This window comes from Paenibacillus sp. FSL H3-0333 (genome assembly GCF_038002805.1).
GTDB classification, from domain to species: Bacteria; Bacillota; Bacilli; order Paenibacillales; family Paenibacillaceae; genus Paenibacillus_AQ; species Paenibacillus_AQ silagei.
Map to the genome: position 1 here is coordinate 4,943,248 of NZ_JBBODG010000001.1, position 25,538 is coordinate 4,968,785.

28 protein-coding genes are annotated in these 25,538 nt (G+C 53.7%); 10 read left to right on the plus strand and 18 right to left on the minus strand.

Going from position 1 to position 25,538, the window contains the following annotated elements; translation table 11 throughout:
- Positions 1-34 precede the first annotated feature (34 nt).
- From MHH78_RS22140 to MHH78_RS22150, 3 genes are all read right to left on the minus strand, one after another.
- Positions 35-193 (minus strand): hypothetical protein, encoded by a 159-nt coding sequence (locus tag MHH78_RS22140; protein ID WP_209873214.1) that lies wholly within the window; start codon positions 191-193, stop codon positions 35-37.
- Between the two features lie 199 nt (positions 194-392).
- On the minus strand, positions 393-755 hold the full coding sequence (locus MHH78_RS22145; protein ID WP_341168826.1) for a hypothetical protein: 363 nt from the start codon (positions 753-755) through the stop codon (positions 393-395).
- 49 nt (positions 756-804) lie between these two features.
- Positions 805-1,806 carry an aldo/keto reductase gene (locus tag MHH78_RS22150; protein ID WP_341168827.1) on the minus strand — a complete coding sequence of 334 codons (1,002 nt, stop codon included), beginning with the start codon at positions 1,804-1,806 and terminating at the stop codon, positions 805-807.
- Between the two features lie 292 nt (positions 1,807-2,098).
- Between MHH78_RS22150 and MHH78_RS22155 the strand changes: the two genes are divergently transcribed.
- The gene (locus MHH78_RS22155) at positions 2,099-2,770 is read left to right on the plus strand and encodes a tetratricopeptide repeat protein (protein WP_341168828.1); all 672 of its coding nucleotides are present in this window, start codon (positions 2,099-2,101) and stop codon (positions 2,768-2,770) included.
- An 82-nt stretch (positions 2,771-2,852) separates the two neighbouring features.
- Here the strand turns inward: MHH78_RS22155 and MHH78_RS22160 are convergent, their stop codons facing one another.
- From MHH78_RS22160 to rpiA, 7 genes are all read right to left on the minus strand, one after another.
- The gene (locus MHH78_RS22160; protein WP_076074525.1) at positions 2,853-3,998 is read right to left on the minus strand and encodes a DUF4179 domain-containing protein; all 1,146 of its coding nucleotides are present in this window, start codon (positions 3,996-3,998) and stop codon (positions 2,853-2,855) included.
- Positions 3,995-4,528, minus strand: a complete 534-nt coding sequence (locus tag MHH78_RS22165) for a sigma-70 family RNA polymerase sigma factor (protein WP_340826932.1) — start codon at positions 4,526-4,528, stop codon at positions 3,995-3,997. Before MHH78_RS22165 ends, MHH78_RS22160 begins: the two co-directional genes overlap by 4 nt.
- A gap of 201 nt (positions 4,529-4,729) precedes the next feature.
- The gene (locus tag MHH78_RS22170) at positions 4,730-7,888 is read right to left on the minus strand and encodes an MMPL family transporter (RefSeq protein ID WP_341168829.1); all 3,159 of its coding nucleotides are present in this window, start codon (positions 7,886-7,888) and stop codon (positions 4,730-4,732) included.
- The gene (locus MHH78_RS22175; protein WP_341168830.1) at positions 7,885-8,337 is read right to left on the minus strand and encodes a MarR family winged helix-turn-helix transcriptional regulator; all 453 of its coding nucleotides are present in this window, start codon (positions 8,335-8,337) and stop codon (positions 7,885-7,887) included. Before MHH78_RS22175 ends, MHH78_RS22170 begins: the two co-directional genes overlap by 4 nt.
- 222 nt (positions 8,338-8,559) lie before the next feature.
- Complete coding sequence (locus tag MHH78_RS22180; protein ID WP_076074520.1) at positions 8,560-9,000, minus strand: GNAT family N-acetyltransferase; 441 nt, start codon at positions 8,998-9,000, stop codon at positions 8,560-8,562.
- A 42-nt stretch (positions 9,001-9,042) separates the two neighbouring features.
- Positions 9,043-9,549: a VanZ family protein gene (locus MHH78_RS22185; protein WP_341168831.1), complete on the minus strand. Its 507-nt coding sequence runs from the start codon at positions 9,547-9,549 to the stop codon at positions 9,043-9,045.
- Positions 9,518-10,204: a ribose-5-phosphate isomerase RpiA gene (gene rpiA, locus MHH78_RS22190; protein ID WP_445668061.1), complete on the minus strand. Its 687-nt coding sequence runs from the start codon at positions 10,202-10,204 to the stop codon at positions 9,518-9,520. The genes MHH78_RS22185 and rpiA overlap by 32 nt, the downstream gene beginning before the upstream one ends.
- Positions 10,205-10,323: 119 nt before the next feature.
- On the opposite strand from rpiA, the gene MHH78_RS22195 reads away from it, so the two are divergent.
- The gene (locus MHH78_RS22195) at positions 10,324-10,521 is read left to right on the plus strand and encodes a hypothetical protein (protein WP_036729275.1); all 198 of its coding nucleotides are present in this window, start codon (positions 10,324-10,326) and stop codon (positions 10,519-10,521) included.
- Between the two features lie 34 nt (positions 10,522-10,555).
- On the opposite strand, the gene MHH78_RS22200 is transcribed toward MHH78_RS22195, so the two are convergent.
- Together MHH78_RS22200 and MHH78_RS22205 are read right to left on the minus strand one after the other, a co-directional pair.
- On the minus strand, positions 10,556-11,110 hold the full coding sequence (locus MHH78_RS22200) for a macro domain-containing protein (protein WP_341168832.1): 555 nt from the start codon (positions 11,108-11,110) through the stop codon (positions 10,556-10,558).
- Positions 11,094-11,657: a hypothetical protein gene (locus MHH78_RS22205; protein ID WP_341168833.1), complete on the minus strand. Its 564-nt coding sequence runs from the start codon at positions 11,655-11,657 to the stop codon at positions 11,094-11,096. The genes MHH78_RS22200 and MHH78_RS22205 overlap by 17 nt, the downstream gene beginning before the upstream one ends.
- Positions 11,658-11,791: 134 nt before the next feature.
- Here MHH78_RS22205 and fsa point away from each other — a divergent pair, with 134 nt between their 5' ends.
- The 3 genes from fsa (at position 11,792) to MHH78_RS22220 (ending at position 14,243) form a co-directional block, all read left to right on the plus strand.
- Positions 11,792-12,439 (plus strand): fructose-6-phosphate aldolase, encoded by a 648-nt coding sequence (gene fsa, locus MHH78_RS22210; RefSeq protein ID WP_036694437.1) that lies wholly within the window; start codon positions 11,792-11,794, stop codon positions 12,437-12,439.
- A gap of 151 nt (positions 12,440-12,590) precedes the next feature.
- Positions 12,591-13,034, plus strand: coding sequence for a MarR family winged helix-turn-helix transcriptional regulator (locus MHH78_RS22215; RefSeq protein WP_076074509.1), 444 nt, complete (start codon positions 12,591-12,593; stop codon positions 13,032-13,034).
- Positions 13,035-13,046: 12 nt separating this feature from the next.
- Positions 13,047-14,243, plus strand: a complete 1,197-nt coding sequence (locus MHH78_RS22220) for an MFS transporter (RefSeq protein ID WP_341168834.1) — start codon at positions 13,047-13,049, stop codon at positions 14,241-14,243.
- A gap of 83 nt (positions 14,244-14,326) precedes the next feature.
- On the opposite strand, the gene helD is transcribed toward MHH78_RS22220, so the two are convergent.
- The gene (gene helD, locus MHH78_RS22225) at positions 14,327-16,684 is read right to left on the minus strand and encodes an RNA polymerase recycling motor HelD (RefSeq protein WP_341168835.1); all 2,358 of its coding nucleotides are present in this window, start codon (positions 16,682-16,684) and stop codon (positions 14,327-14,329) included.
- Between the two features lie 93 nt (positions 16,685-16,777).
- Positions 16,778-17,833: an FUSC family protein gene (locus tag MHH78_RS22230; RefSeq protein ID WP_340953424.1), complete on the minus strand. Its 1,056-nt coding sequence runs from the start codon at positions 17,831-17,833 to the stop codon at positions 16,778-16,780.
- A 193-nt stretch (positions 17,834-18,026) separates the two neighbouring features.
- Between MHH78_RS22230 and MHH78_RS22235 the strand changes: the two genes are divergently transcribed.
- Positions 18,027-18,527 carry a hypothetical protein gene (locus MHH78_RS22235; protein WP_341168836.1) on the plus strand — a complete coding sequence of 167 codons (501 nt, stop codon included), beginning with the start codon at positions 18,027-18,029 and terminating at the stop codon, positions 18,525-18,527.
- Between the two features lie 92 nt (positions 18,528-18,619).
- Here the strand turns inward: MHH78_RS22235 and MHH78_RS22240 are convergent, their stop codons facing one another.
- The gene (locus tag MHH78_RS22240; RefSeq protein WP_341168837.1) at positions 18,620-19,291 is read right to left on the minus strand and encodes a phosphatase PAP2 family protein; all 672 of its coding nucleotides are present in this window, start codon (positions 19,289-19,291) and stop codon (positions 18,620-18,622) included.
- Between the two features lie 112 nt (positions 19,292-19,403).
- Here MHH78_RS22240 and hfq point away from each other — a divergent pair, with 112 nt between their 5' ends.
- A complete protein-coding gene (hfq, locus tag MHH78_RS22245) occupies positions 19,404-19,625 on the plus strand; it encodes an RNA chaperone Hfq (RefSeq protein ID WP_051478328.1) in 222 nt (73 codons plus the stop codon).
- Positions 19,626-19,753: 128 nt separating this feature from the next.
- Here hfq and MHH78_RS22250 read toward each other — a convergent pair whose 3' ends face one another.
- Positions 19,754-20,860 (minus strand): lactonase family protein, encoded by a 1,107-nt coding sequence (locus MHH78_RS22250; RefSeq protein ID WP_341168838.1) that lies wholly within the window; start codon positions 20,858-20,860, stop codon positions 19,754-19,756.
- Between the two features lie 185 nt (positions 20,861-21,045).
- On the opposite strand from MHH78_RS22250, the gene MHH78_RS22255 reads away from it, so the two are divergent.
- Together MHH78_RS22255 and MHH78_RS22260 are read left to right on the plus strand one after the other, a co-directional pair.
- Positions 21,046-21,381, plus strand: coding sequence for a LytTR family transcriptional regulator DNA-binding domain-containing protein (locus tag MHH78_RS22255; protein WP_036729308.1), 336 nt, complete (start codon positions 21,046-21,048; stop codon positions 21,379-21,381).
- Between the two features lie 254 nt (positions 21,382-21,635).
- On the plus strand, positions 21,636-22,829 hold the full coding sequence (locus MHH78_RS22260; RefSeq protein WP_076074492.1) for a peptidylprolyl isomerase: 1,194 nt from the start codon (positions 21,636-21,638) through the stop codon (positions 22,827-22,829).
- Between the two features lie 114 nt (positions 22,830-22,943).
- On the opposite strand, the gene MHH78_RS22265 is transcribed toward MHH78_RS22260, so the two are convergent.
- Both MHH78_RS22265 and MHH78_RS22270 read right to left on the minus strand, forming a co-directional pair.
- The gene (locus tag MHH78_RS22265; RefSeq protein WP_076074490.1) at positions 22,944-23,138 is read right to left on the minus strand and encodes a hypothetical protein; all 195 of its coding nucleotides are present in this window, start codon (positions 23,136-23,138) and stop codon (positions 22,944-22,946) included.
- Positions 23,139-23,217: 79 nt separating this feature from the next.
- Complete coding sequence (locus MHH78_RS22270; protein WP_036729316.1) at positions 23,218-23,817, minus strand: nitroreductase family protein; 600 nt, start codon at positions 23,815-23,817, stop codon at positions 23,218-23,220.
- Between the two features lie 279 nt (positions 23,818-24,096).
- On the opposite strand from MHH78_RS22270, the gene MHH78_RS22275 reads away from it, so the two are divergent.
- The gene (locus MHH78_RS22275) at positions 24,097-25,512 is read left to right on the plus strand and encodes a metallophosphoesterase (protein ID WP_341168839.1); all 1,416 of its coding nucleotides are present in this window, start codon (positions 24,097-24,099) and stop codon (positions 25,510-25,512) included.
- Positions 25,513-25,538: the final 26 nt, after the last annotated feature.

Here is a 25,538-nt window from a genome sequence, read left to right on the forward strand (position 1 = left end):
TCTTCTGCATAAAATAGTTCTGCGGCTCTATTGCTTATTTCTTCATGTCGCCATAGCTGCTCAGCTTCTCGTTAAGGACCTCCTGAAAGCTCTGGACTTTGTCTTCCTGTCTCTGCGCTTTGGGATGGACAACGGGCTGAGGTCTAAAAAACTGATGATTAAAAGCCATAAGGTTATGTACGCTCATACTCATTGAAGTTCAACCTCCTTCCATAATCTTCACCTTATTTGCGTGAGTGCGAAGCATCTTATCCCTTATATAAACCGCTCTTTCCAATCCTAAACAGTTTTATCTCAGAAAAATGGAAATAGCGGACCCGGACTTGAAAATCAAAGTCCGGGTCCGCTGCTGAGCATCATCCTATTCATTCATCAGCTCGACTAAATAATGGCTATAACGAAAAATCAGTCACGCCTTTCTTAGAGACATATTTCAGCGTATAGGTTCCTCCGCCCTCAAAGGGCATCGTGGCCAGTTTGATCCGGGTATAATCAAGCCTATGCTCTCTTAATACTTTTTTGATCAGAGCTATACCCCGTTGTTCATCCGTAATGACACAAAAGATATTAAGTACAAATTGCTGCGGGTCTGATACCGTTTTACCCATCTCAGACCCGTCTACATAGCCAAGCTCCGCATCCGCTAAAAAGAGATTCAGGTATTCCGTTACTTTATCCCTCAACCATTCATCGCGCTGGCTCCCTTTAATGCTTTTCAAGGGATATTGTAAGACAACCCAGCATTTCTGATTCATGTCAGTTCACTCCCCGTTTGAGTTAATGAAGAGCGGCCCGAATTCCGGGTTACTTCTTCAAGGCAGCCCAGGAGGCCTCATTCAGCAGTTCCAGCTCCTCCGGCTCCAGCCGGAAGGTCATGGTGCCGACATTCTCCCGGGCATGACGGACCTTGGAAGCGCCGGGAATCGCAACTACGGTGTCACCATGATAATGAATCAGCCAATTGAGTGCAATCTGTCCCGGTGTGCACCCGTATTTGTCAGCCAGTGCGGTCAGGGAGGTGATCAGCGGCTTGCTGCGGGCCAGGCTCTTGTCGTCCAGGCCGGACATCATCCGCCGGGACCGCGAGACGGCAGCCACCTGCGAAGGATCATTATGGAAGCGGCCGGTCAGGATACCCTGCTGGAGCGGGGAATAGGCGATGATCGAGATACCCAGCTCCTTGGCCGCAGACATGATGCCGTTCTGATCGATACTGCGGTGCAGCAGATTGTATTTGACCTGATTGGAGACCAGAGTGAGCCCGTAGGTCTGCAAGATACGGTGCGCTTCCACCATCTGCTTAGCTGAGTAATTGCTTACCCCGACATACCTGATTTTGCCGGCCTGTACCAGTCCCGCCATTGCCTTCATCTCACTGGCAATCGAGGATAAGGAGAACGGCTGGTGGATCTGGTACAGATCAATGCCTCTGCCGCCCAGGCAAGCAATCCGCTGATCAATCGTGGAGGTAATCGAGCTCGCTGTCCGCAGCATCGGCCACCATTTGGTCGCAATCAGCGGAGCCGCATGCGGGCTGCCTTCCTGCTGAAGCTGATCCAGCACATGAGCGAGCGCCTCCTCCGACTTGCCGCCGCCATAGATTTCTGCCGTATCCACCCAGTTCATGCCGCCTTCTAGGCTGACCCGTACGATATCCAAAATATCCGCGTCTGTGATATTGCTCCAGTAACGGCCTACGAATCCTTTGCCCCGGCTGAACTGCCAGCAGCCCAGGCCAAGCGGCGATACCGATAGCTCTGAGCGTCCCAGGGGACGCAGCTGGACCTTGCTTGTCAATGTCTCCACGGTTCATCCTTCTTTCCAAGTGTTAGTTGAATACACTGTTATATAAGAGCTAATATAGCGATGAGACAATCTGACTGTACACAAAGCTTATGACTTCGGCAGCAGCCTGTCAATGACAGCAGTGCAGGCAGGAGCTGGGGGCTTATGGATCACCTGGAACTGAGGACCGGCCCCCATCCTCTTTTAGCGTGGCTTCAAAAAAGGATGATATGGTATAATTACCCTGCCTATTCATATCCAACTTGCAGGAAGCGCAATCGAACCACACACGTAACGGAGGGAATTCATATCCATGATTAAAATTCTAGGTTTCCTGCTCCTCTACCGGCTGCTCGGTAATCCGATTCTGGCCCTGATTATTCTGCTGGCCGTCCTGTATTTCCTGGACCGCCGTTATGTCGGCATTCTGCCCAGCTTATCCAAGCCATTCCGCCGCAGCCGTCAGATGTCTAAGCTGCGGCTGACTATCGCCCAGAACCCGAACGATGTAACCGCCAAATTCGATCTGGCCCGGCTGCTGATTGAACGCAAACGCTACAGCGAGGCCAAGGAGCTGCTGACCGCCATCGCTGACCGTTATGAGACATCCGCTGAATACTGGGTGGAGCTTGGGTACGCCAACCTCAAGCTGGGACAGCTTTCCGAAGGCGAAGCGCAGATGCTTAAGGGGCTGGACATCAACCGCCGGGCGCAATACGGGCAGCCTTACCTGCGTCTGGCCGAGATTTTCCGGCATGTGGACCAGGACAAAGCGCTGCATTATGTAAGCCAATTCCAGGAGATTCAATCCTCCTCCAGCGAAGCCTATTATCTGGCTGGCTCGATGTTCAAAACGCTGGGGCGGACTGAGGACGCCAAGCTTGCTTTTAACGAATCGCTGGCTGTCTACCGCTCTCTGCCTAAGTATAAGAAGCGTCAGGAACGCGGCTGGGCGCTGCGCAGTTATTTCGCGAAGCTGCGGTGAGCGGCAGATTATAAGCATATAGCCTTTTGACAGCAAACAACCTCCGGCTACTGCACATTGCAGACCCTGGAGGTTGTTTGTTTTATTGTATAGGGACGGACATCTCAAGTTCGGGAATATACTGCTTCCCCCCGTCCTTTGATATAACGAAAGACTTAATAATTACACTCTCCGGCCTATTCTCAAAAGGTTCAAAGACCATACTGTATGAGAACGTATCCCCTTTACCGCTGCCGCTGCCACTAATCACAACAGCCTTTTGCCCATGATCATCCCACAGCTCAAACCAGATCATAAAAGTCCCCGCATCCTTATATTTATCTGGAATTGCTTCCTCAATAGCCTTGAGATCCGCGCCGGGGTCTCCTTTAATTTCGGTCAGCAGACGGGTCGATGTCTGGCTCAGTTCCAGCCGTGTGTAACGTAGATGGATATGATCATGTACCTTGGTCTCCCCAGGGCCAAGAACAAGGTCGCCTACCGTTTTCTTGCTAACGGGAAACTCAAAGCGAAACTTCTGATCCATTCCATCAATAAGGACCAGCATGGTGAGATCAAATTGGTCAGGGATTTGTAGATTCGGTCCATCTAGTGCCGAAACTATGATAGAGTCAGGAGCACCGGCACCTCCCTGCTTAAACCCGTATCCGGTATTGACCTTTTCCCCGTTCACCAAAAACTCGATATTATTTATTCCTCCCGCTGGCTGTCCCCCTTGGGTCAATAAATCCCACCACTCCTCCTTTTTTTGCTCCTCCTTTGCCTGAACACGGGTCAGAACCACCGAGAAGCGGCTTCCGTCATACATTTGTTCCGACACCTTGAGCGTCATTCCATCCAGAGTGACGGTCTGCTCAACATTTGTGGTTAACCCTGCTTCATTGGCTTTCCGCAGTCCGGAATCTCCGGCAAGCTGGAATACGCTTGACATGAAGGGTAACTGCTTCAAGGTTTCTGCCATGGCCGGGGAGATGAATCCCAGGCTAATCAGGAGCACCAGCCCTCCGGCCACAGATGCTGCACTGATCATCACCCGGGACAGCCACCGGGGCATTCTTTTACGTCTAAGCGTCCCCTGATGCTCTGAAGCCGCCTCCAAGCCAACATCATCCTTCTCACTGATGATCCGGTACGTCTCCTCCATACGCAGATGCACAAGCTCCGGCAGTTCAGGAAGAGTCTCATCCTGAAGGTCTGCGAGCCTGCTCTCCAACCGCTGCTGGCTCATCCGTTCACCTTCCTTTCTACAGGTTGCTCCAGGGATTGCTGTAACGTCTTGCGGGCGCGGTGCAGCCTGGTCTTGACAGCACTCTCTGACAGCTCAAGCAGCCCGGCAATCTCTTGCACAGTCAGCCCCTGATAATAATGCAGCTTCACAATGGTCCCTGATATCTCTTCGAGCCTGCCAATGGCCTGGCGCAGATCTATCTCTTCTGCTGACGAAGATATGGCTTGTACGCTCTCCGGCGGATTGGGCATGACGACTACCCTCTCCCGTTTGCGCAGAATCAAGTTGCATTCGTTGATCAGAATCCGAAACAGCCATGTGTTGAAATACGCCGCTTCTTTCAGTCCTGAGATGGCTTTAAAAGCTTTCAGTACAGTCTCTTGCATCGCATCGGCACAATCCTCGTCACTCCTGACCATGGACTTGGCCATACTGTACATCCGCCGCTCCTGAGTCTTTACCAGCTGGATGAAGACCTCGCTGTCACCTGCCTGGGCACGCCTGACCAGATCTCCTTGTCCGGTGTTCAAATATGATTGCCCCCTTCTAACGGGAAGCTGCCGCATCCCCATTCAGTGCTTTCTTTCATATACTCTTTAGATGATGTACAAGCCGATAAGGTTACATTAGCATGGTATTTTTTATTTTTTTCTGCGTAAACAGCCAAAGAGCAGGCCCCGTATAACCGGGAAGCCTGCTCTTTAAGGTTTCATCTCTTGTGGTGAAGAACGTTACATATCCAGTGATTTCGGCTGATCCTCCCCAGCCGCCGGACGGAACGGCCACCAGTTGGCCCGGCCGAACATCCGCACCATCACCGGCACGAAGAACGGCAGGAATACCAGTGCATACAGCGCCAGACCGGACAGTACAACCGTGGCAATCTGCATCATCGACAGGACCCCGGAAGGGTACATCGAGGCGAAGGTACCGCCCAGAATCACTACAGCCGAGAGAATCACGGTTCCCATATTGCGCATGGCGTGCAGGATGGCTTCCCGCGCATCCCAGGTTTTGTTCTCATTGAAGCGGTCCATCAGGAAGATACTGTAATCCACCCCGAGGGCAATCAGCATCACGAAGCTGAAGAACGGCGTCGTCCAGGTGATTCCCGAGTAGTTCAGCAGATGCACGAAGATCGCTTCAGTGATGCCCAGTGCCGTAAAGTAAGTGATTAACAATGAGGCAATAATATACAGCGGCATAATCATCGAGCGGAACAGCACCACCAGAATGATGAAAATACCGCTAAGCATCAGAATTACTGTACGCGTGTAATCTTCATTGGAGATGGTCTGCAAATCATTGTAGGTGCTGGTCACGCCGCTCATGGCTGTCTCCGCATTCGCAAGCTTGGTGCCGGCCACGGCACGGTCCACCGCTTCCTGGATCTGTCCGACGCTGTCAATAGCCTTCGCGCTGTATGGATTCCCGGCGAAGACCACATCCAGGGTCATAACCTTGCGGTCCCCGGACAGATAGGTATCGAATACCTGCTGCATGCCCTTGGCCTCAAGCGCCTCTGCCGGAACCAGGAATCCGCTGAGCTCATCATCCTTGGCATCCTGAATCTGCTTGAGATAATCCTGTGCCGAGCTTAAGCCTCCGGTGATTTGTCCCAGACCATCCGCACTTTGTGTCAGTCCGTCCGTCAGCTGTCCAAGCTGGCCCGTAAGCTCACCGAACCCGTCAGCAAGCTGTTTCTGCCCGCCTTGCAGCTGTGTAAGCCCGGTGGTGATCGCCGGAAGCTTGCCGACAATCTGCCCCTGGCCGTCTGCCGCCTGCTTCAGGCCGGTTTGCAGCTGGCCGATACCAGCTACCAGCTGATCCAGCCCTTTCGCCAGCGCAGCCTGCCCCGCTGCCGCTTTGGAATACCCGGCGTTGGCCTCGGCCAATCCGGCCGCCGCGCCGCTCAGCTGGGCCGAGATCTGGCCCAATCCTCCGGCAAGTCCCGCAGCTCCCGTACCGCTCTGCGTAACTGTACCTTTGATCGTCTGGTAATTCACATCCTGGAGCAGCTCTGGATAGGCGGCTTCCAGTCCAGTGAAGGAAGCTCCCAGACCGTTAAGCGCATCTGCCACGCCTTGAAGCTGTGTCTGCAGACCAGTAAGACCTCCGTTCAGCGCTGTCAGGCCGCCGCCAATCTTCTTGTACCCTTCGAGCAGCGCGGCATTGGCCTGTGCCAGTTGCTTCGCGCTGTCTGCCGCCTGCGCCAGGCCGGCTTTGATCTCTCCCGCTCCGGCCCCGCCGCTGCGGATACCCTCCTCGATCCGCGTTAGGCCATCGCCCAGCGCGTCAATGCCTTTTTTCAGCTCAGCCGTTCCTTCTGTCAGCTTCGCGCTGCCCGAGGCGGCCTCGGCAAGCTTAGGCCCATTATCCTTCAGCTGCTTGCTCGCTTCGCTCAGCCCGCTCTGGATCTTGGTTAACCCTTCACTGCTCTGATCCAGACCGTCCGCCAGCGTAGCCACCTGAGTAGGAATCAGGAAGTCATTAATCTGCTCCCCGGTAGGCCGGGACATGCTGCGCACAGCCTTAACGCCATCCACCTTTTCCAGCTCGCGGCTGATCTTCTCCGCAAGCCCCATATATTCAGCAGTGTCCATCCGGTCGTCATTCTTGATGACAATTTTGCCCGGCATGGATTCACCCGGTCCGAAGCTCTCCGATATAATATTGAACCCTTTGACCGAGGCGTAGTTAGGCCCGATCTCATCCATGCTGTTGAAGCTCAGCTTCCCGCTGTAGGTAAGCAGGAACGGTGCCACAACCGCAGCCACGATCAGCAGCGCGGCCCAGGGTCTCTTCAGCGAGAACGAACCGGCCGCTCCCCAGATCCGGCTCTCACTGTGCTCCAGCTTGCCGCTGGAGGGCCAGAACATCTTTTTACCCAGCACCGCCATGAAAAACGGCACAACGGTCACCAGTGCAAGCAGCATCACCGCTATGCCGACCGCCACGGCCACCGCCGAACGGTAGAGCATGAACTTGGACAAGCCGATCGCCACGAAGCCGACAAAGACCGCCAACCCTGAATAGAACACCGTTCCACCAGCCTTCCGGTAAGTGGCGATAATGGCGCTTTGCGTATCCTCCGACTGTGCAAGCTCCTCCTTGAACCGGCTGATCAGCAGGATACAGTAATCGGTCCCGATCCCGAACATGACAGCCACCATGAAGATCTGGGTGAACGTCGAGAGCGGAAAGTCAATGCGGTCCACGAGGAACGCGACAATCGACTGGGACACGATATAACTCAGCCCCACCGTCAGCAGCGGCACGAAGGGAGCCACGAACGAACGGAACACCACGAACAGAATCAGCAGAATAAACACGACAGTGATGTATTCCGACTTTTTCAGACCGGCTTCCGAGCTGGCAATCGTATCCTCCGTAATCAGCCCTTCGCTGGTCATATAATGCTCCGCCGTAACGTTGCCCAGCAGCTCAGCAGACTTAGCCGGGAGTTCCTTGACTGCCTCCTCTCCGCCTTGCACCGACAATGCGACCATAATCGTCTTGCCGTCCCCCGCAATCAGCGTATCCTTCAGCTCAGGCTGTGAGAACGGATCTGTAATCGCGCTGAGCTTCAGGGAATCCTTGTTCCCGGCCAGCTGCTCTACACCCTGCTTAATACTCTCGGTGTCTGCGGCCGTCAGCCCCTCAGGCTTATGGAATACCAGAGCCACCTGATGTACCGTTTCCCCGTCTTTGGCCGCAGCGACCTCCTTCATAATCTCCGCAGCCCGCGATGAGGTGTAGCCAGCCGGAACAGCGATCTGACCCTTCTCGCGCACCAGATCGGGCATCCCGGGAACCGTGAGGAATAACACAATCGCCACAGCCACCCACACCGCGATAACCGCCCATCTTGCCTTCAAAATCGTTCTCAATTGCTTCTCCCCCCTGCATCCTGCATCAGAAATGCCAGCTTCTCAAACATCGTAATAAACTGCTCAATATTGTTATCCTCGAAATGGAACAAATAAGGGGAGATAACCTCCTGCATTTGCTTATCAGAGGTCTTGTAGACACTTTCTCCGTACTCCGTCATGGTCAAATACACCTGCCTACGGTCATTCTCGTCCCGGGTCCGCTGGATCATCCCCGCTTCATCCAGCCGGTTGATAATAGCAGTAATCGAGCTTTTGCCTACGGCGACAGCTTCAGACAGATAAGTCGAGGTGCATTTCTCCTGCCCGCTGATCAGCCTGAGAATCAGGAATTGGTCCGTCGTCAGACCTTCTCCAAAAATCTCCCGGAGCCTCGCGTTGATCTGCCTGGTGACAACCATATAGGCGTCTACGTAGCGGTTGATCCATTCTTCTGCGTCTTTCTTCAATGCTGCTTCCGCCTTTCCATATTAGTTCACGTATCGAACTGTTTTACAGTAAAACTATATTGTCCTTTGCGTTAAAAGTCAACTAGTTTCATGAATTTTACATTGATATTCATCAGGGGGATTAAATACGCCTCATGGACGCAAAAAACCACCCTGCACGCAAAGTGCTGAGTGGCTATTGTGAATTTCACCTATTGCATCTCCCGATACCGTTCGGCCCGCTTACTCCTCGTCCTCCGTCTCTTCCACCTCATAGACACAGCGGAACATTTCGATTCCGGCAGCGTTCTCGCCCAGGCTGTACACCATGAAGCCCAGACTGCGGTAAAAGTCAGCGGCAATCTCGTCCTCGGTCTCCGCTATCAGGTAACGCGGCTGACGGGAGGTGACCAGCTCCAGAATCATGCCGCGCGCATACCCTTTGCCCCGGTTCTCCGGGAGCACTGCGATATGGCGGATGTCGAGCGAGCCGTCTTCCGTCTCTTCATACCCGGTTAGTCCGAGCAGCAGCCCGTCCTCCTCCCAGCCGCACAGCTGCATGGCCGCAAGCTTACTGTATTCCTCCGAAGTGCGTATCAGCGCATCCGGGTCATCTATAACCGCATAAGCCAGCAGCTCATTCACCTGCGGTGTGCCGACAAGCGGCTTCAAATCAATCAACATATGTCTCATCCTCCTAAAAGTATACCTGACCCCAGACTACCGCTATCCCCGCACCAGCCGCAGCAGCGCATACCCCGTCCACACACCCACCAGGTTAAGCAGCAGATCATCGATATCCAGGCTCCCGACATGCAACAGCATCTGCAGAAGCTCCAGTATAATGATGCCAAGCGCAGACAGAAGCGTCAGGCGGATAAAAGAACGGTAACCGGTCACCACCAGCGGAAGCAGAATGCCAAAAGGCACGAATACCGCCACATTCCCCAGAAGATTCACCAGCCTGCTGGCATACGATAATCCATTGGTCATGTCAAAGTATAAACGCACTGTCCGCAGCGGTTCAAGATTGTAACGGAGCGGCCCGTCCAGCTGAACCGTACGTCCGAACCCGATGAACATCCAGTACAGCAGCATTCCGCTATAGGTAATCAGCAGCAGCCAGGCCAGGAACCGGCGTCCGGGTGGAAGCGCCTGCTTGACTGTAGCGGCCTTCCCCTTCCGGCGGCTTGTACGCGGCTTAGCGATCCTGGCCACCTTCAATAATCTCAATCGTGCCGTCTTTCTTGCCGATAATCGCCAGATCTGCAATTCCGATGAAGAGGCCGTGCTCGACAACTCCCGGAATACGCTGGAGGGCAAGCGCCAGCTCTGCCGCCGATTCAATCGCTTCAAACTGGCAGTCCGCAATATAATTGGCGTTATCCGTCTTGTACAGGTCTTCTCCGCTGCGCCGCAGCTCCGTTGTGCAGCCCAGCTTAGCCAGAGCAGCAACCGTCCACTCCCAGGCGAACGGTACAATCTCCACCGGCAACGGGAACTTCCCGAGCGTGGTCACCGCCTTGCTCTCATCGGCTACAACGATCATGCGGGCGCTGCCCATAGCGACAATCTTTTCCCGCAAAAGCGCACCGCCCCCGCCCTTAATCAGCTGCAGCGCCCCGTCCAGCTCATCCGCCCCGTCAATCGTCAGGTCGAGGCTGTCCACATCACTGAACGCTACCAGCGGGATGCCCAGCTCACGGGCCTGGTCCTCAGACGCCTGTGAAGTAGCAACGGCTGTAATCTGCAAGCCCTCGCTCACCCGTTCCCCCAGCTTGCGGATGGCCCAGTAAGCAGTGGAGCCTGTTCCCAGGCCCACCCTCATACCGTCCTTCACATATTCGACTGCCTTCTCCGCTGCCAGCTGTTTCACATTGATACTCATTTTATTCCCTCCATGTTATCCGTTATAATGAACGAAGTGGAATGGGCTGTGCCCGTCCACAAGGAATTCTTAGCCTTACTAATCAGCCTGACACTAATAATCCATCAGGAGGCATCCGCATGAGAACCGAGAACCAAATCCAATCCAAAATCAACGAAATGACGCTCCAGCGCAGATCCCTGGAGTCACGGCTGGCTCCCCTGCCCCCCGGTGACCCGCAGAGGGCCGCGCTAGACGCCCAGCTGACCAGGCTAGAAGATCTGATTCTAATGCTGGAATGGGTATTGAACGCACCCGTAGGCAAGTATCACGCCTGACTTCCGGGCTTCTGCCCCGACAGGCTTTTACCGTTCAGCTATAATTCCCAAGCATGGCCTCGTACAGCCCGGCATTCTCATGCTCGAAGCAGACGAAATCAATCTGCCGCAGCGGGAGCTCTGCCGGGCTCTTGGCGCGGACATACCCAATGACTGATTCCAGCGCCGTCTTACAGGCCAGCGCCTTCGGGAAGCTGTAAATGCCCGTGCTGATATTCGGAAAAGCGAGGCTCTTGACCCCATGGGCGCAAGCCAGATCAAGGCTGCTTTTATAGCATCTCGCCAACACAGCCGCTTCACCAGCCGTACCTCCCTTCCAGATCGGCCCCACCGTATGTATCACTCCGCGAAAAGCAAGCCGCCCCGCACCGGTGAGCGCTGCTTCGCCGGGAAGAATACCGCCCTGCTTCTGGCGGATTACCGCACATTCCTCCGCAATTTCTGGGCCCCCGGCCCGGTGTATAGCCCCGTCCACTCCCCCGCCTCCATACAGACCGGAGTTCGAGGCATTAACGATCATCTCGCCCTGCCAGGAGGTAATGTCGCCTTCATGCACCGACAGGACTACATTATTAACGTTGATCTGCATAGCTGGTCTCCTCCTTCGCCGCAGTCTCCAGCGCCAGAATCAGTTCCTTCTCACCCCTGCGGGCAGCCTTCCCCGAAAAAGAATCATACGTAAGCCGGCCCCCCTGCACTGCGGCCTGGCGGAGAATACCCAGCATATAATTCTGCGCATCAGATAACACCAGCTCACCCGTACCAGCGGCAACCCTGCACAGGGCACGGGTTGTTCCCGCCTCTGCCTCCGGCAGGTCCTCTTCCCCGGGCTCAACCACCGTGAATTGGAACAACGGCACCGCCTCCGGCAGCTCCTCGCCCGCAGAGAACCTCTGATTAAATACCGAATACATCAGATTGCCGGTATGCGCTCTGGAAGCATCCGTCTCTTGCTCCGCAAGAATTCTGCTGTTCTGATATGCAATAATTCCGGCTGTGACCAGCAGAAACAGCACCACTCCCGCAATTAAAGTATACATCCCTGTCACCAGCCCATCGCCTGTAATGAACAATACCGCTTCTATAGTATCATGGACAGAAGTAGCCGTGAATGGTCCTACCCGCGTAAAAACCATTTTTTGCGCCGATTCCATAAAGTTATTTTGAGAGATTCAAATTAACAGTTGAAACTTCACGTGGCATGTCTCATAATGAAGTGGAGCCTGCTGTTTTGTCAAATCCATACGAAATCAAGGGAGGATACCTGGAAATGAAATTTTTCTTGGATACCGGAAATATTGAGGAAATCAAACGTATTACCCGCCTCGGATTAGTGGATGGCGTAACGACGAACCCGTCGCTGATCGCCAAGGAAGGCAGATTGTTTAAGGACGTAATCAAGGAGATCGTAGCTATTGTCCCTGGTCCTGTAAGCGCTGAGGTTATCGGCCTTACGGCTGAAGAGATGCTTAAGGAAGCTTACGAGATCGCAGAATGGGCTCCGAACGTGGTCATCAAGCTGCCTATGACCGAAGATGGTCTGGAAGCTTGTTATGAACTGACCAAAAAAGGCATCAAAACCAACGTAACCCTTGTATTCTCCGCTGCTCAAGGCCTCATGGCCGCCAAGGCAGGAGCTACTTATATCAGTCCGTTCGTCGGACGTCTAGATGATATCGGTGTGGATGGCATGAAGCTGATCAAGGATCTGAAGACGATCCTGACCAACTACGACCTGAAATCCGAGATCATCGCCGCCAGTATCCGCAACATCGCCCATGTAGAGCAAGCGGCCATTGCCGGTGCTCATATCGCTACCATCCCGGGCTCACTCCTGCCATCACTCTGGAAGCACCCGCTGACCGACAATGGTATCGAACGCTTCCTGAAGGACTGGGAGAAGGTTCCACAGGTTTAAAACAAAGCAAATCATTCAAGCCCCCTTCCGCATCATGCGGAGCGGGGCTTTTTTGGTGTTGTTAATTGGAAGGACCCCATTCATCCTTGACTCATTTACTTGTTATGCTTATACTTGTTGTAACAAGTAATTACAAAGGAGCAGTTCATTTATGACTCTTTCCTCTCCACAGCAATTCCTCGGCTTCCTGCTGGGCTCGACCCACCGGAGAATCTCAGTGAGCTTCGCCCGGGCGCTGAAGCCGTATGACATCACACCCGAGCAATGGTCCACCCTGCTGATGATCTGTGACCGCAGCGGAGTCAACCAGAAGGAGGTTGCCGTTGCCTCTGCCAAAGACCAGCCGACCACCGCCCGGATCGTGGAGCTCCTGCTCAAGAAAGGCTTCATTACCAAAACGGCCAACCCCGAGGACCGCAGGGCGTTCCAGCTCTCTGCCACCGGAGAGGGACGGGCGTTAATTGAGAACACTATAGCACTGGAGCAGCAGACTATAGATATGGCTGTAGCCGGGCTCAAGCCGCAGCAGCTTGAAGATCTCCGCAGTATGCTGGAGCAAATCTATCACAACACCGGAAATATACATCAGGAATAGGAGTCTACCCACTTGAATCAATCCTCTGAACGTCTATGGACCACATCCTTCATCACACTGACCCTTTGCAACCTTCTGCTGTTCATAGGACTGCAGATGACCTTATCTACCCTTCCTGCTTATGCGGAAAGTGCCTTGTATGCTTCACCCGTGCAGGTTAGCCTTGTCACCAGCCTGTTCGCCTTCAGCGCGATTGCCTCCCGCCTCTTCTCGGCCAAGGCCATGGAGAAGGGCGGGCGCAACCTGCTGATCTTCCTCGGCCTTGCCATTGCCCTCTCTGCGGTGGCGGGCTATTATTTCGCAGGCAGCATCTTCACCCTGCTGCTGTTCCGCATCCTGTTCGGCATAGGCTTCGGCATGGCCAGCACGGCGTTCCCGACCATGGCCTCCGATGTCATCCCCATCCGCCGGATGGGTGAGGGCATGGGTTATTTCGGATTATCCACTAGCCTCGCCATGTCGGCTGGCCCGCTAATCGGACTCAGCCTCCTGCAAGGACCAGGCTTCGGGTCCCTGCTGCTGGGGACGGCTGTCGCGCTTGCTCTGATCCTGCCGATGGGCTTCCGCCTGGCGAAAACACTGCCTGGCGGACATCTGGAGCCGGCCGCAGTTCCGGCTGCAGCTGCGGGAAGCAATCCATACCGCAGGCTGCTGCTTCCCTGCCTGCTTAACTTCCTCCTATCCATCTCTTACGGCGGGCTGCTGGGCTTCCTGGCGCTCTACGGGCAAGAGAAGCACCTCCAGCATATCGCTTACTTCTTCCTGTTCAATGCCGTAGCCATTGTCGTGATCCGGCCGCTCTCCGGCAGAATCTACGACCGCTATGGCGCGGCTGCCTTGCTCATCCCAGGAAGCCTGTTCATTATCGCCGGTCTGCTGCTGCTCTCCTTCGCCTCCACAACGGCGGGCTTGTTCCCGGCCGCTCTATGCTACGGCTTCGGCTTCGGCTCCATGCAGCCTGCGCTCCAGACCTGGATGATCCAGTCTGTCGAGCCGCGCCAGCGCGGGTTAGCCAACGGAATGTTCCTGAACTCCCTGGACCTCGGTGTCGCCATCGGCTCCATGCTGCTTGGCGCTGTCGCCATGTTCACCAGCTACGCCGTAATGTACCGGTATTCGATATTAGCACCTCTCCTGCTGCTCGCTATCTATCTTCTGGTACTCGTGACCCGGCAGAACAGTAAGCGTAAAGCTGCCCTACAGGGATAGCTGGATGCTACACTTCCGTGGAATAGACAAAACCGCCTCGCGTCACACGCGCAGGCGGTTTATTTTGTCTGTACAACTGTTACTCACTTCTCCTGCGAACCAGCCGTAACCGTTTCACGCACAGCAGCAGGCAGGAACGGGCTTGGCTGTCCCAGACTGTAGATATGAAGCAGATGCATCGCCCGGGTACAAGCGGTATAGAACAGCTTACGTTCATGTTCACGCCCGTATTTCTCAGCGGAACCGTCATAGATAATTACGGCATCGAACTCGACGCCCTTGGCGAGGTAGGCCGGAAGCACCAGCGTCCCTTTTTGAAAATTAGGCGTTTCCTTCGTGACCAGCCGCACCGGTAGCCGCTTCTCCAATTCACGGTATACCTGTGCGCTCTCTTCTGCTGTCTTGCAGATTACGGCCACATAATGATAACCCTCCGCATGAAGCTTAAGCACATCCTGCTCCACTGAGGAGAGCAGATCGTCTTCACTGTCCACCAGCGTCAGGAGCGGCTCCTCCCCCCGGCGGTTAAAGGGTATGATCTTCTCGCCGCCGGGAATCATCGCCCGCGTGAATTCAACAATCTCATACGTAGACCGGTAGCTGCGGGTCAACGAGATCACCTCGGTGTTCTCTTCGCCGTAGATGCTCACCAGTCCGGCCAGATCTCCCAGCACCTCGCCTTGGGCATAGATAGCCTGATTCAGGTCGCCCAGCACGGTCATTTTGGCCCGGGGAAACAGGCGGCGCATGAATTCCAGCTGGAACGGCGAGTAATCCTGCACCTCATCCACAATAACATGACGGATCAGTGTGTTCGTCCGGAAGCCCTGGCTAAGCTCCTTCAAATACAGGAACGGTGTCGCATCTTCGTAGGCCAGCTCATTCCCCCTGATCGCAGCCAGCGTCTGCGCACAGATCTCATCCCATGCTTCAGGCAGCGGCTGGCGGGTATCCAGGCTCTCTATCAGCTCACGACCCTCGAATAAGCGGCTGTACAGCGCCTTCACATCCACGAAGCGTCCGCGCTTGGTCCAGCCGCGCAGCGGCTTGAGGCGCTGGCTGACCACGTAGCGGGCAAGCAGGATTCGCTCCGCATCATAATCATCGAAGCTGTCGTTATGCCCTCCGCCCTTACGGCGCATCTGGTTATAGGCCCGTTGATAATCGCTGTTGTCCATCAGCTCAATCTGCTCGTCTACCCATGCCGCACTCCGCTCTTCTGCGCCGAAGGCCGCAATTTTTTTGAGCAGCCAGCCCGTCATCAGCTCAATCCGGTTCGCCAGCTTGATGCCCGGGTCATAGCTGTAGAATTGGCGCTCCATCTCTTCCTTAGTGGCAACAGCCTTCCCCTGGAACATCAATGGCTTGAACAGCATGCCTTCATGCTCCAGCAGATTCACGTATTGCCGGATGGCGCTAAGGAAGGCTACCGACGATTTATATGCAATACCTTCCCGGCGGATGTAGGCTTCCTCCCCGTCCGGGGCATTCAGCAGACTCTCCGTCTGGCTGAACACATCCTCCAGCTGAAATTCCTGGCCCAGCCGGTGCTCCAGGTACATCTGGAAGGTGGTCTGCTGCATGTTCTCCTCCCCCAGCTCAGGCAGCACAGTAGATACATAGCTATTGAACAAGGGATTCGGCGAGAAGAGCAGCATCTGATCCGCCTGAAGCACCTCACGGTACTTGTAGAGCAGATAGGCTACCCGCTGGAGCGCCGCTGACGTCTTGCCGCTCCCGGCGGCTCCCTGCACAACCAGCATCCGGCTCCGGTCATTGCGGATGACTGCATTCTGCTCCTTTTGGATGGTGGCTACGATCGATTTCATCCGGTCATCGGCGCTGTGGCTCAGTACCTGCTGAAGCAATTCATCGCCGATAGTGACGCCCGTATCGAACATGACTTCAATCTCACCGTTATCAATCACGAATTGCCGCTTAAGCTCCATGGTGCCTGTAATCTGTCCGCCCGGCGTCTCATAGGATGCAGGTCCCGGCGCCCCGTCATAATACAGGCTGGAGATAGGCGCACGCCAATCGTAGATCAGGAAGGTTCCGTTATCCTCCATCAGCGAACCGATGCCCAGATAGATGGTGTCAGCCGCAGCATCCCCCGCCTCCGAGAAATCAATCCGGCCAAAATAGGGCGATACCACAAGCTTTTTATATTTTTTGAGCGCCTTGCTGGATTGCAGATGATGGCGTTCGCGTTCGTTCAGAATCTGTGCCTGCTGCCGCAGACTGGTTGAAGTCTCCCCCAGGTCGTCGGGGCTGCTGAAGTTTACTGTAACCTCTTCCCAGAAGTCTTTGCGCATATCCACGACATCCGTGCGGTGGAGCCCCAGCTCCTCTGACAGCAGCCGGATATGGGTAGACAGCAGCCTCGTGATGCCGTTTACCCGCTCCTGCTCCTTTTGCCACTCGTGATCATGTTTATCCAATTCATTTCATCCCCTTCGGAAGGTTGACTAACAATGTTACCAACTCTGTAGTCGTTTTACAAGTTTTTGCTATTGCTATATTCAGTTTGTGCTCTATATTTTCTCGTTCAGCACTGCACTTTCCTTGTCGTCTGCATTCATCCGGTGGATCTGGTCAGCCACCTTATCCAGACGCTCCAGCTGATAGCCGTAATCATAGATGGCCGCAGCCACCACCGACAGCCGAAGCTGCCCGGATTTCTGCGGATCATACCCGTTAATGGCGGACTTCAGGAAGCGGTCATTGTCTTCCGCCAGCGGCTCGGAGTCATTGGCTCCCGGCTTCAGTTTATCCTCGAATTTCAGCAGAATGTACTCATGATACTTAATCAGCTGCTCCAGATGGCGGTCGAACAGCTCATCCGTTTGCTCCGTCCGGTCGGCCTGGAAATAATGCCGGTCAATCGCCTCAAGCACCTGATAGCCCTTTTGCAGGGAATTCAGCAGGTTTTTGTAGACTACCATCTGCCTCGTCTGACTGTATTTAGCCCTGCGGAGCTGCTTCTGCTCCTCCTCGAACAACGCGTATTTGTCAGCCAGAGCTTTAATCGCGCCCTCCAGGCCGTTCTTCTCATCCCGGAATACACTCTCCTTCATCTCATGCGACACCGCTGTCCGCAGCAGCAGCGACAGGCTGGTGAACACATTCTCGATCTGCTGGATGTACTGCTTGCGAGGCTGGGGCGGAAATACAGAAATATTGATAATAAAAGCCGACAGAATCCCGGTCAGTGTCAGCAGGAACCGGGTTAACGCGAACTGCCACTGGCCTGAAGCCTCCATGACCGAGATGACGGTGACCAGCGTCAGGCCGATGGTGTCGGCGCGGTTCATTTTCATGCTGATCATAATCACCAGGATGCATACCAGTCCAACCGCAATCGGTTCATTGGAGAGCAGCATTCCGCCAAGCAGCGCTATCACCGCCCCCATCGTGCTGGTCTGGATCTGATCGAGGAAATACCGCCATGATCTGTATATGGAGGGCTGCATAGCGAAGATCGCCGCAATAGCCGCACCGACAGGGGAGGCGAAGTTGAATAGAACGGACAGATAAAGGGCAAGCGTTACGGCCATTCCTGTTTTGAGTATGCGGGCACCGAAAGCCAAGTCCATCCCTCCCAAGAGCTTGAAGCTTATCATAATTACTGCGGATGTTCATCCTTTATGTATATCTTGTTATTACCCATGAACTACGCTGGCGAATTTTAGTATGTCTTAAGCCGGGCTTCAGGATTCTTTCAGCTTTCAGGGAATACTGTTATACCGGGTAGTAACTACAACCAACAGAAGAGGTGTATCCATGAAAAAAACGACCCGAACCCTAACCGCATGGGCAGCAGCCATGATGCTTGCCCTGTCTCCAGCCGCCGCCTTCGGCGAGCAGCTTCCCAAAGGCAGAGCCACCCCTCCCCCGGCCTCACCGCATACCGGCAGAGAGCATACCCCTCCCCGCAGCGGGGAACGGAATCTCAGGGCCGGAGGCCATTTCATTATCAGCGAAACGGCTGAGCTGCTCGGAATGGGCCGTGAGGAGCTGATTGCCAGCCTGAAATCGGGTAAGACCCTGGCGGGTCTGGCCCAGGAGAAGAAGGGCTGGAGCGAAGACCAGTATGTCCAGAAGCTGAGCGATGCCGCCAGCCTGAAGCTGGATGGATTCGTCAAGGATGGGAAGCTGACGCAGGAGGACGCGGCGAAGCTAAAGCCGGGCCTGCCAACGCTGATCAAGCGCAGCCTCAGCCGCGTAGCCCAGCTTCACCAGGGCAAGCCGTCACCGCCGCCGGCTGCAACGAAGGCCCCCTGAACTATAAGGCATCGTCACCAAGGAAGACAAGCCAGACCATCCTCCTAATGATAGAAGCAGTATGCAACAGAACAGGCACCGAATGCCCGGAGTTACTTCTTCCGGGCATTCTTTGTTTTACGCGGATTCGCTTTATAGTTTCTGTAAGTCTCGAAGCAGGCCGCCGACAGCATCAGCCAGGCTCCGCTCGCGGCATAGCCGCCGATCACATCACTCGGATAATGCACCCCCAGATAAATCCGGCTCCAGCCGATCCCCCCGGTCATCAGCACAGTGAACAGAATCAGCAGTAACCGCTCGCTCCGGTTATGCATGTGCCGCCACAGCAGGTAGGCAATGACCCCGTATAACGAGAAGGCCGCCATTGAATGTCCGCTGGGGAAGCTGTAGCCTGTCTGCTCAATCAGCCTGTGAATGGTGGGACGCTCCCGGTGGAACCACAGCTTCAAGAGCGTGTTCAGCAGCTGGGAGCCGAGGCCCACCCACAGGAACAGGGCAAGCTCCAGCCGGTGCTTCAGCGCGAAGAACAAGATGAGCATAGTCAGCAGAGAGATCCCGACCGCCAGTTTCGAGGAGCCCACCAGGGATAAGCCTTTGGCCAGCGCCGTCAGCGGCGGAGATTCCATCGATTGCACGAACCGGATCACCGCATGGTCGAAGCTCTGGGCCCCACCCAGCTTAACCAGCAATGCGATCAGGATAAAAGCCAGCAAAAACCATATAAAACGCCGGAATCCGCGGGACCAGTAATGATAATATAGCATAACTACCCCCTTGTCTATTTGTCAGGCCTTATGAACACATTTCCTGGGGAGGTCTGTCCCGTGTTATAATGGCCTGGAGAAATTATTTTAATTAAAGATGGAGTGCTGCCAAGTGGAAAGTCTAAAATTGCAGGAACGTTTGTTGAACCAGTGCATCTCAACAAAGATGCCTGTGACGATCTTTACAACTAACGGAGTCAAAATGCAGGGACTGGTAACCTCTTATGACGCTTATACGATCACCTTGCAGGGTCAGGGTGACGGGAGACAGAATGTACTCTTCAAGTCGGCAGTCTCTACCGTGGTGCCGCTGAAGCCCGTCTCACTCAAATAAGCTGTCTGCACGGCGCACATTCTAACCTAAGCTACTACAAATGAACCGTTCAGGAACTCAAAAGGAACACCGGAGCAGCATCCCGGTGTTCCTTTTGCCGTTGTCTCCTTAGGGCCAGGCTGCCTGTCCTACGCAGGGAAGACCGCCGGCATCACGCACACCGGCTTCGACAGCTCAGCTGTATTGCCGGTGAAGCTCAGGCGGCCGCTGCCTTCGTCTAGGGAGAAGACAACCAGATTATTGCCGTCCCGGTTGGCAACAATCAGATATGCACCATCCGGTGTAACCGTGAAGTGGCGGGGATGTCCGCCTCTGGTGGATACATGCTCTACCAGGGTCAGCCCGGCCGTCTGCGGATTCACAGCGTACTGAACGATGCTGTCATGTCCGCGGTTCGAGCCGTACAGATATTTGCCATCCTTGGAGAACGAGATCTCTGCACAGCTGTTCTGGCCGGCCCCATATCCATCAGGCAGTGTGGATACGGTAGCAGCCGTCTTAAGGGTTCCTGCCGCAGCATCATACAGGAAGGATGTCACCGTGCTATCCAGCTCATTAATGACATAAGCGGACTTCCCGTCTGGATGGAACACGAAATGCCGCGGTCCTGCCCCGGCATGCAGCGGGGTATCTCCAATCGCTTCAAAGGTTCCCGCTTCTGTATCTATCCGGTAGCTGCGGATCAGATCCAGTCCCAGATCCGAGACGAACAGGTAGCGTCCATCAGGACTGAAGATGGCCGAATGCGGATGCGGACGGTCCTGGCCCGGAGTCGCCCCATGTCCTGTATGCTGAGCGATATCCGTCAATGCTACAGGCAGTCCGTCCTGATCCAGCTTCAGCAATCCAACCGATCCCCCGTGATAGCTGCATACGACCAGATGTTCATTCCTCGCGTCCCGGTTAATGTTACAGGTCGTGCTCTGGCCTGTGCCTTCCGAAGGCATAGTCTGAATCCGCTGCAATTCGGTCAGCTTGCCGGTCTCAGGATCGATAGCGAAGGTTATAACCTCCCCTTCTTTGCCGCCCGTACCGTTCGGCTTCTCCCCTATGGCATACAGCTTCCGGCCGGAAGGGTCCACACTTACGAACGTAGGATTCGTCAGGCCCTCTGCGGTATCCAGCCGCTCCAGAATGCCCCCGGCTCCACCGTCAAAGGCAAACACCTGGATTCCGCTCTCTTCTGCCGTGGCATATGAGCCGGTAAATAACAGCAGCTTCGTCTTGTCTTTCATATGAAATTCCTCCTCCAAGTTAAATAGCCATCTATATAATTTACATTTTTTCGTGAGAGATGACAAATGCAACGGAAAAAATGACAAAAAACATTTCAAAAATAAGACTTTTCAAAGCAAACAGAGTATGATATAATGAAAGCGCTAACATTAATGTTATTAATCAAGATAAAGGGGGAACACGAATGAGCAGCCTGCTGGAAGCCAGAAATGTATATGAGGACTTCGAGGTGGAGACAGACATTCTGTTCTTTAAGGTCGGGGACCATGACCTGGTCATTTTTCACGGCAGAAACTACAATATTAAAAAGAGAATGACTGCCGAGCAACTGAACCGCTTATTGTCGAGCAACAGCTATTATCATGTGTACGGCGGCTGCTACGTGAACCTGAACAAGATCAGTTCCATCGAGGACGACTGCATCTACTTCGGTGAAATGGGCCTCTATGCCAAGTCTGTACGGGTTCCAAGACGCAAGCAGGAGAACATCCGTCATCTGCTTAGGGGACTGAGCTCTTAAGCCGGAGCGTTATCCGCACACCTCTTGCATCTTGGTACTATTCTATTCGAATCATTACAGTCTCTCTCATCAGGCCGGAGCGCATATGGGGACACCCGTGCTGCTCCGGTTTTTCCTGTGTTTTACCTGTTTCTTAATGGAATCTTAAAAAGTAATTGTGCTTTTTTATACTTTCTTAAGGTTTGGAATTCTGTTTTCTGGTAAAGTTGTAGAAAGACAGGCACCACCTATATTGAAGGGAGTCATTAATTATAATGGACAAAAAAGATTTCAATGAAAATGACAAGCTAGAAAACGGCATTACGCCGGAAGAGAACGACGCTTCTGTGAGTACTCCGGAAGAAGTTATTGAACCTGCCGGAACAGCCCCTGTACCGCAGGAACCTGTACGAACAGCTCCAAGAGTTGAAGAAAGCGTTCCCGTGATGAACAAAGTCGGCGGCGGCGGTACTCCTCCTTCCTCACCTGCTCCATCCGGCGGCGGCAAAGGCTGGATGATTGCATCGCTCGTACTGGCAGCAGCGCTAATCGTAGTGCTGATTGTACAACCTTTCAAGAAAGATGACAGCAAAATTGCAGTTGCTTCCGTGAATGGAACAGACATCACCAAAGCGCAGCTGTATGATAAATTGGTTGAAGCCGGCGGGGAATCCACCTTGCAAAACCTGATTACCACCACGCTGGTGGGCCAGGAAGCCAAGAAAGCTAACATTAAAGTTACCGATGCAGACATCAATGAAGAGATTGAGAACCTCAAAACCCAGTTCGGCGGCGAGGAAGCTCTGAATAACGCTCTGCAGCAGAGCTCGATGACCATTGAAGACCTGAAGAAGCAAATGCCGCTCCAGGTTGAAATCCGCAAGCTGGTAGAACCAAAGGTAACGGTTACCGATGATGAAATCTCCAAGTATTTCGAAGAAAACAAAGCGAAATACAATCAGGAGGAAGAAGTCCGTGCTTCCCACATCCTGGTGAAGACCAAGGAAGAAGCAGAAGCCATCGTTAAGCAGCTCAAAGAAGGCGGAGACTTCGCCGCACTGGCTAAGGAAAAATCCGCTGACACCGGCTCGAAGGACAAAGGCGGCGATCTGGACTTCTTCAAACGCGGAGACATGGTTGCTGAGTTCTCCGATGCAGCCTTCAAGCTGAAGGTTGGCGAAACCAGCGGTGCAGTGAAATCCGATTACGGCTACCACATTATCAAGGTTACCGACCGTAAGGAAGCCAAAGAATATACACTTGCCGAGAAGAAAGACGAAATCAAGAAGACCTTGATGTCACAGAAGGTATCCGAGATGTCTTCCACCTGGCTCGCTGATCTGAACAAGAATGCCAAAATCACGAATACTTTGACCGATAAACCGGATGCATCTGCTACTCCGGCAGCCAGTGAAGCACCTGCTGCTGCAACAGAAGCTCCTGCAACGGAAGCTCCTGCAACGAAATAACGAATAGCGCATTGGTGTACAAGCTATAATTACAAAGAGGACAGGCGGATAACCGCTTGTCCTCTTTGCTTATGTCCAGATGGACGCCTCACCAACGGAGTCCAGGCAGAGCGGTCAGTGATCCTTTTTGCGGATCTGCTTATCGCGATTCTCGCCCCACTCCTTGGCTTGTGCAGTGGCAATAGCGATGGCCCTCCCCTCCTCATATCCGTCCTCCAGCAGCGCATTGGCGATCTCCACCGCTTTGTTGCGAACGGGGGCCATGAAGTTCTTCAGTGAATCCGGGTAGTTATCTTTATCCCATGGCATTATAAAAACCTCCTTGAACGGGCTATATTCATACTTAGCCGGATCAGGGAGGTTCTAAACTGCTTACCGCAGGGTTTGCTTATTTAATTACCTTCACGCGCTCTTCAATCGGCTGGAATTCCTTCTCGCCTGGAGGCGTCAGGATGTTACCGAATGGCATCTGGGCAATCAGCTTCCAGTCCGCAGCAATACCAAAGGTCTCCTTCACTTCATCATCGATCAGCGGGTTATAGTGCTGAAGGGAGGCTCCCAGACCTTCTTCGGCGAAGGCAGTCCATACTACATATTGCAGAATCCCTGAGGATTGGTTGGACCAGATCGGGAAGTTCTCAGCATACAGTGCAAAGTTCTCCTGCAGGTGTTTCACCACTGCCTGATCTTCGTAGAAGAGCACAGTGCCGTAGCCGGCCTTGAAAGAGGACAGCTTCTGAGCCGTGCCTTCGAATTGTTCAGTAGGAACGATCTTACGCAGGGTTTCTGCTGTAATATCCCACAGCTTATCATGTTGTTCGCCCAGCAATACTACAGCTCTGGAGCTTTGCGAGTTGAAGGAAGTTGGGCTATGTAGAACAGCCTCTTCTACAATCTTCTGAATTTGTTCATCAGAGATTGGGGATTCTTTACTGATGGCGTATATGGAACGTCTGCCTTTTACCGCTTCAAAAAAAGTCTTAGACATAAAATAACTACCTCCATTTAATTAAGTAACTTACTTTTTTTAATCATAACACTGTTCCGGTCTGAATACAACACATCATTCACAAGTTTTTCCTGTATCAGCGCTTTATTTTGTATATCCGCTCTTAGTGTCGCTGAATTGCCTTCAATTATGCACCTTCCACTATTTTCTATAAGCTATTATAGAGGTTTAGAAACAACGGCTAACATATCGTATATACAACCCCCTCATAAATAAGCTACAATGGTTCAGCCAAAAATACAGAAAGAAGGTTAAGCCATGCGCACCTCTCTTCATAACCGCACAATCCATACGGTGAAGCTCACCTTAATGATGCTCCTCTCCTCCATCCTCATCCTCAGCGGGTGTGAAGACTCCGCTTCTTCTGCCTTGAACACTGTTCCAGCAGTTGCTGAGGCCGTGACCCCTGCTGCAGAACCCGGAGAACCTGTATCCTTCTGGGTCGCCACCGATACGCATTATCTGGACAAAGCCCTGGAGGACGGCGGTCAGGCCTTCCAGACCTATGTCACAGGCGGCGATGGCAAAATGCTTCCTTACAGCGATGAGCTGACCGAAGCTTTGGTACGGGATGTGGAACAGAACAAGCCGGCCTTCCTCATTCTGAGCGGCGACCTCACGAATAACGGTGAAGCGGGCAGTCATAAAGAGCTGGCCGCGAAGCTGCACCGGATGGAGGCTGCGGGAACCCGAGTCTACGTGACTCCGGGCAACCATGATATCAACAACCCCTGGGCCAGATCGTTCGACGGTGACAAGCAGGTCGTTGCCAAGCATATTAATGTAGAGGATTTCCTGCGCATCTATGATGATTTCGGATATAACGAGGCGGTCTCGCGCGATGCGGACAGCTTAAGCTATGCGGTGAAGGCAGCACCCGGCCTGTGGCTGCTGATGCTTGATAGTGCCCAGTATGCACATAACGAAGAATATAATTTTCCGCAGACCGACGGGCGCTTGCTGCCCTCCACCCTTGCCTGGATCGACGACAATGTGAAGCGGGCCGCTCAGGAGCATGCGTCTGTGATTACCGTGATGCATCATAATCTGCTGAGCCATACCTCCATGGCCGTCTCCGGGTTCAAGCTCAACAACAGCCAGGAGACGATGAAGGCTTTTCGCAGGAATGGGCTAAACCTGGTATTATCCGGGCATATTCATATGCAGGATATCCGCCGCGATCCTCCAGAAGCCTCGATAGATCCGGCCTTGCCTGTCTATGATATTGCTACAAGCGCCATGGCGGTGAATCCGCACCAGTACGGCAGAATGACCTTCGATCCCGCTTCACGGGCCGTGACCTACCACACCGCTCAAGTAGATGTTGACGGCTGGGCCAAGGCCAACCACAAGACCGATCCGCACCTGCTGAACTTCAAAGCGTATGCGGAGCAGATTTTCGCAGAGAACTCATATGACAAAGCGATGAACAAGCTGAAGGAGAGCAGCTTCACGGAGGCGCAGAAGCAGTCGATGGCTGAGGTGATGTCGAAGCTGAACGTGAAGTATTTTGCCGGGAACGCTGCTGATTCGCTGGAGGAGATCCGGGCGATGCCGGGATTCAAGCTGTGGGAGAGTATGGAGGGCGGCTTCATGTCCGGATATATCCGCAGTATGGCGGAGCACGCAGAAGTGAGCAATACCTCGCTGGAGATGATTCTGACTACACAATAGCAGACAGCAAAGCCTCCCTTACGGTA

Coding starts and splice junctions, on each gene's coding strand:
- MHH78_RS22140 (WP_209873214.1), bottom strand. CDS start 193: ATGAGTATGAGCGTACATAACCTTATGGCTTTTAATCATCAGTTTTTT.
- MHH78_RS22145 (WP_341168826.1), bottom strand. CDS start 755: ATGAATCAGAAATGCTGGGTTGTCTTACAATATCCCTTGAAAAGCATT.
- MHH78_RS22155 (WP_341168828.1), top strand. CDS start 2,099: ATGATTAAAATTCTAGGTTTCCTGCTCCTCTACCGGCTGCTCGGTAAT.
- MHH78_RS22160 (WP_076074525.1), bottom strand. CDS start 3,998: ATGAGCCAGCAGCGGTTGGAGAGCAGGCTCGCAGACCTTCAGGATGAG.
- MHH78_RS22180 (WP_076074520.1), bottom strand. CDS start 9,000: ATGTTGATTGATTTGAAGCCGCTTGTCGGCACACCGCAGGTGAATGAG.
- rpiA (WP_445668061.1), bottom strand. CDS start 10,204: ATGAGTATCAATGTGAAACAGCTGGCAGCGGAGAAGGCAGTCGAATAT.
- MHH78_RS22195 (WP_036729275.1), top strand. CDS start 10,324: ATGAGAACCGAGAACCAAATCCAATCCAAAATCAACGAAATGACGCTC.
- MHH78_RS22200 (WP_341168832.1), bottom strand. CDS start 11,110: ATGCAGATCAACGTTAATAATGTAGTCCTGTCGGTGCATGAAGGCGAC.
- MHH78_RS22205 (WP_341168833.1), bottom strand. CDS start 11,657: ATGGTTTTTACGCGGGTAGGACCATTCACGGCTACTTCTGTCCATGAT.
- fsa (WP_036694437.1), top strand. CDS start 11,792: ATGAAATTTTTCTTGGATACCGGAAATATTGAGGAAATCAAACGTATT.
- MHH78_RS22215 (WP_076074509.1), top strand. CDS start 12,591: ATGACTCTTTCCTCTCCACAGCAATTCCTCGGCTTCCTGCTGGGCTCG.
- MHH78_RS22235 (WP_341168836.1), top strand. CDS start 18,027: ATGAAAAAAACGACCCGAACCCTAACCGCATGGGCAGCAGCCATGATG.
- MHH78_RS22240 (WP_341168837.1), bottom strand. CDS start 19,291: ATGCTATATTATCATTACTGGTCCCGCGGATTCCGGCGTTTTATATGG.
- MHH78_RS22250 (WP_341168838.1), bottom strand. CDS start 20,860: ATGAAAGACAAGACGAAGCTGCTGTTATTTACCGGCTCATATGCCACG.
- MHH78_RS22255 (WP_036729308.1), top strand. CDS start 21,046: ATGAGCAGCCTGCTGGAAGCCAGAAATGTATATGAGGACTTCGAGGTG.
- MHH78_RS22260 (WP_076074492.1), top strand. CDS start 21,636: ATGGACAAAAAAGATTTCAATGAAAATGACAAGCTAGAAAACGGCATT.
- MHH78_RS22265 (WP_076074490.1), bottom strand. CDS start 23,138: ATGCCATGGGATAAAGATAACTACCCGGATTCACTGAAGAACTTCATG.
- MHH78_RS22270 (WP_036729316.1), bottom strand. CDS start 23,817: ATGTCTAAGACTTTTTTTGAAGCGGTAAAAGGCAGACGTTCCATATAC.
- MHH78_RS22275 (WP_341168839.1), top strand. CDS start 24,097: ATGCGCACCTCTCTTCATAACCGCACAATCCATACGGTGAAGCTCACC.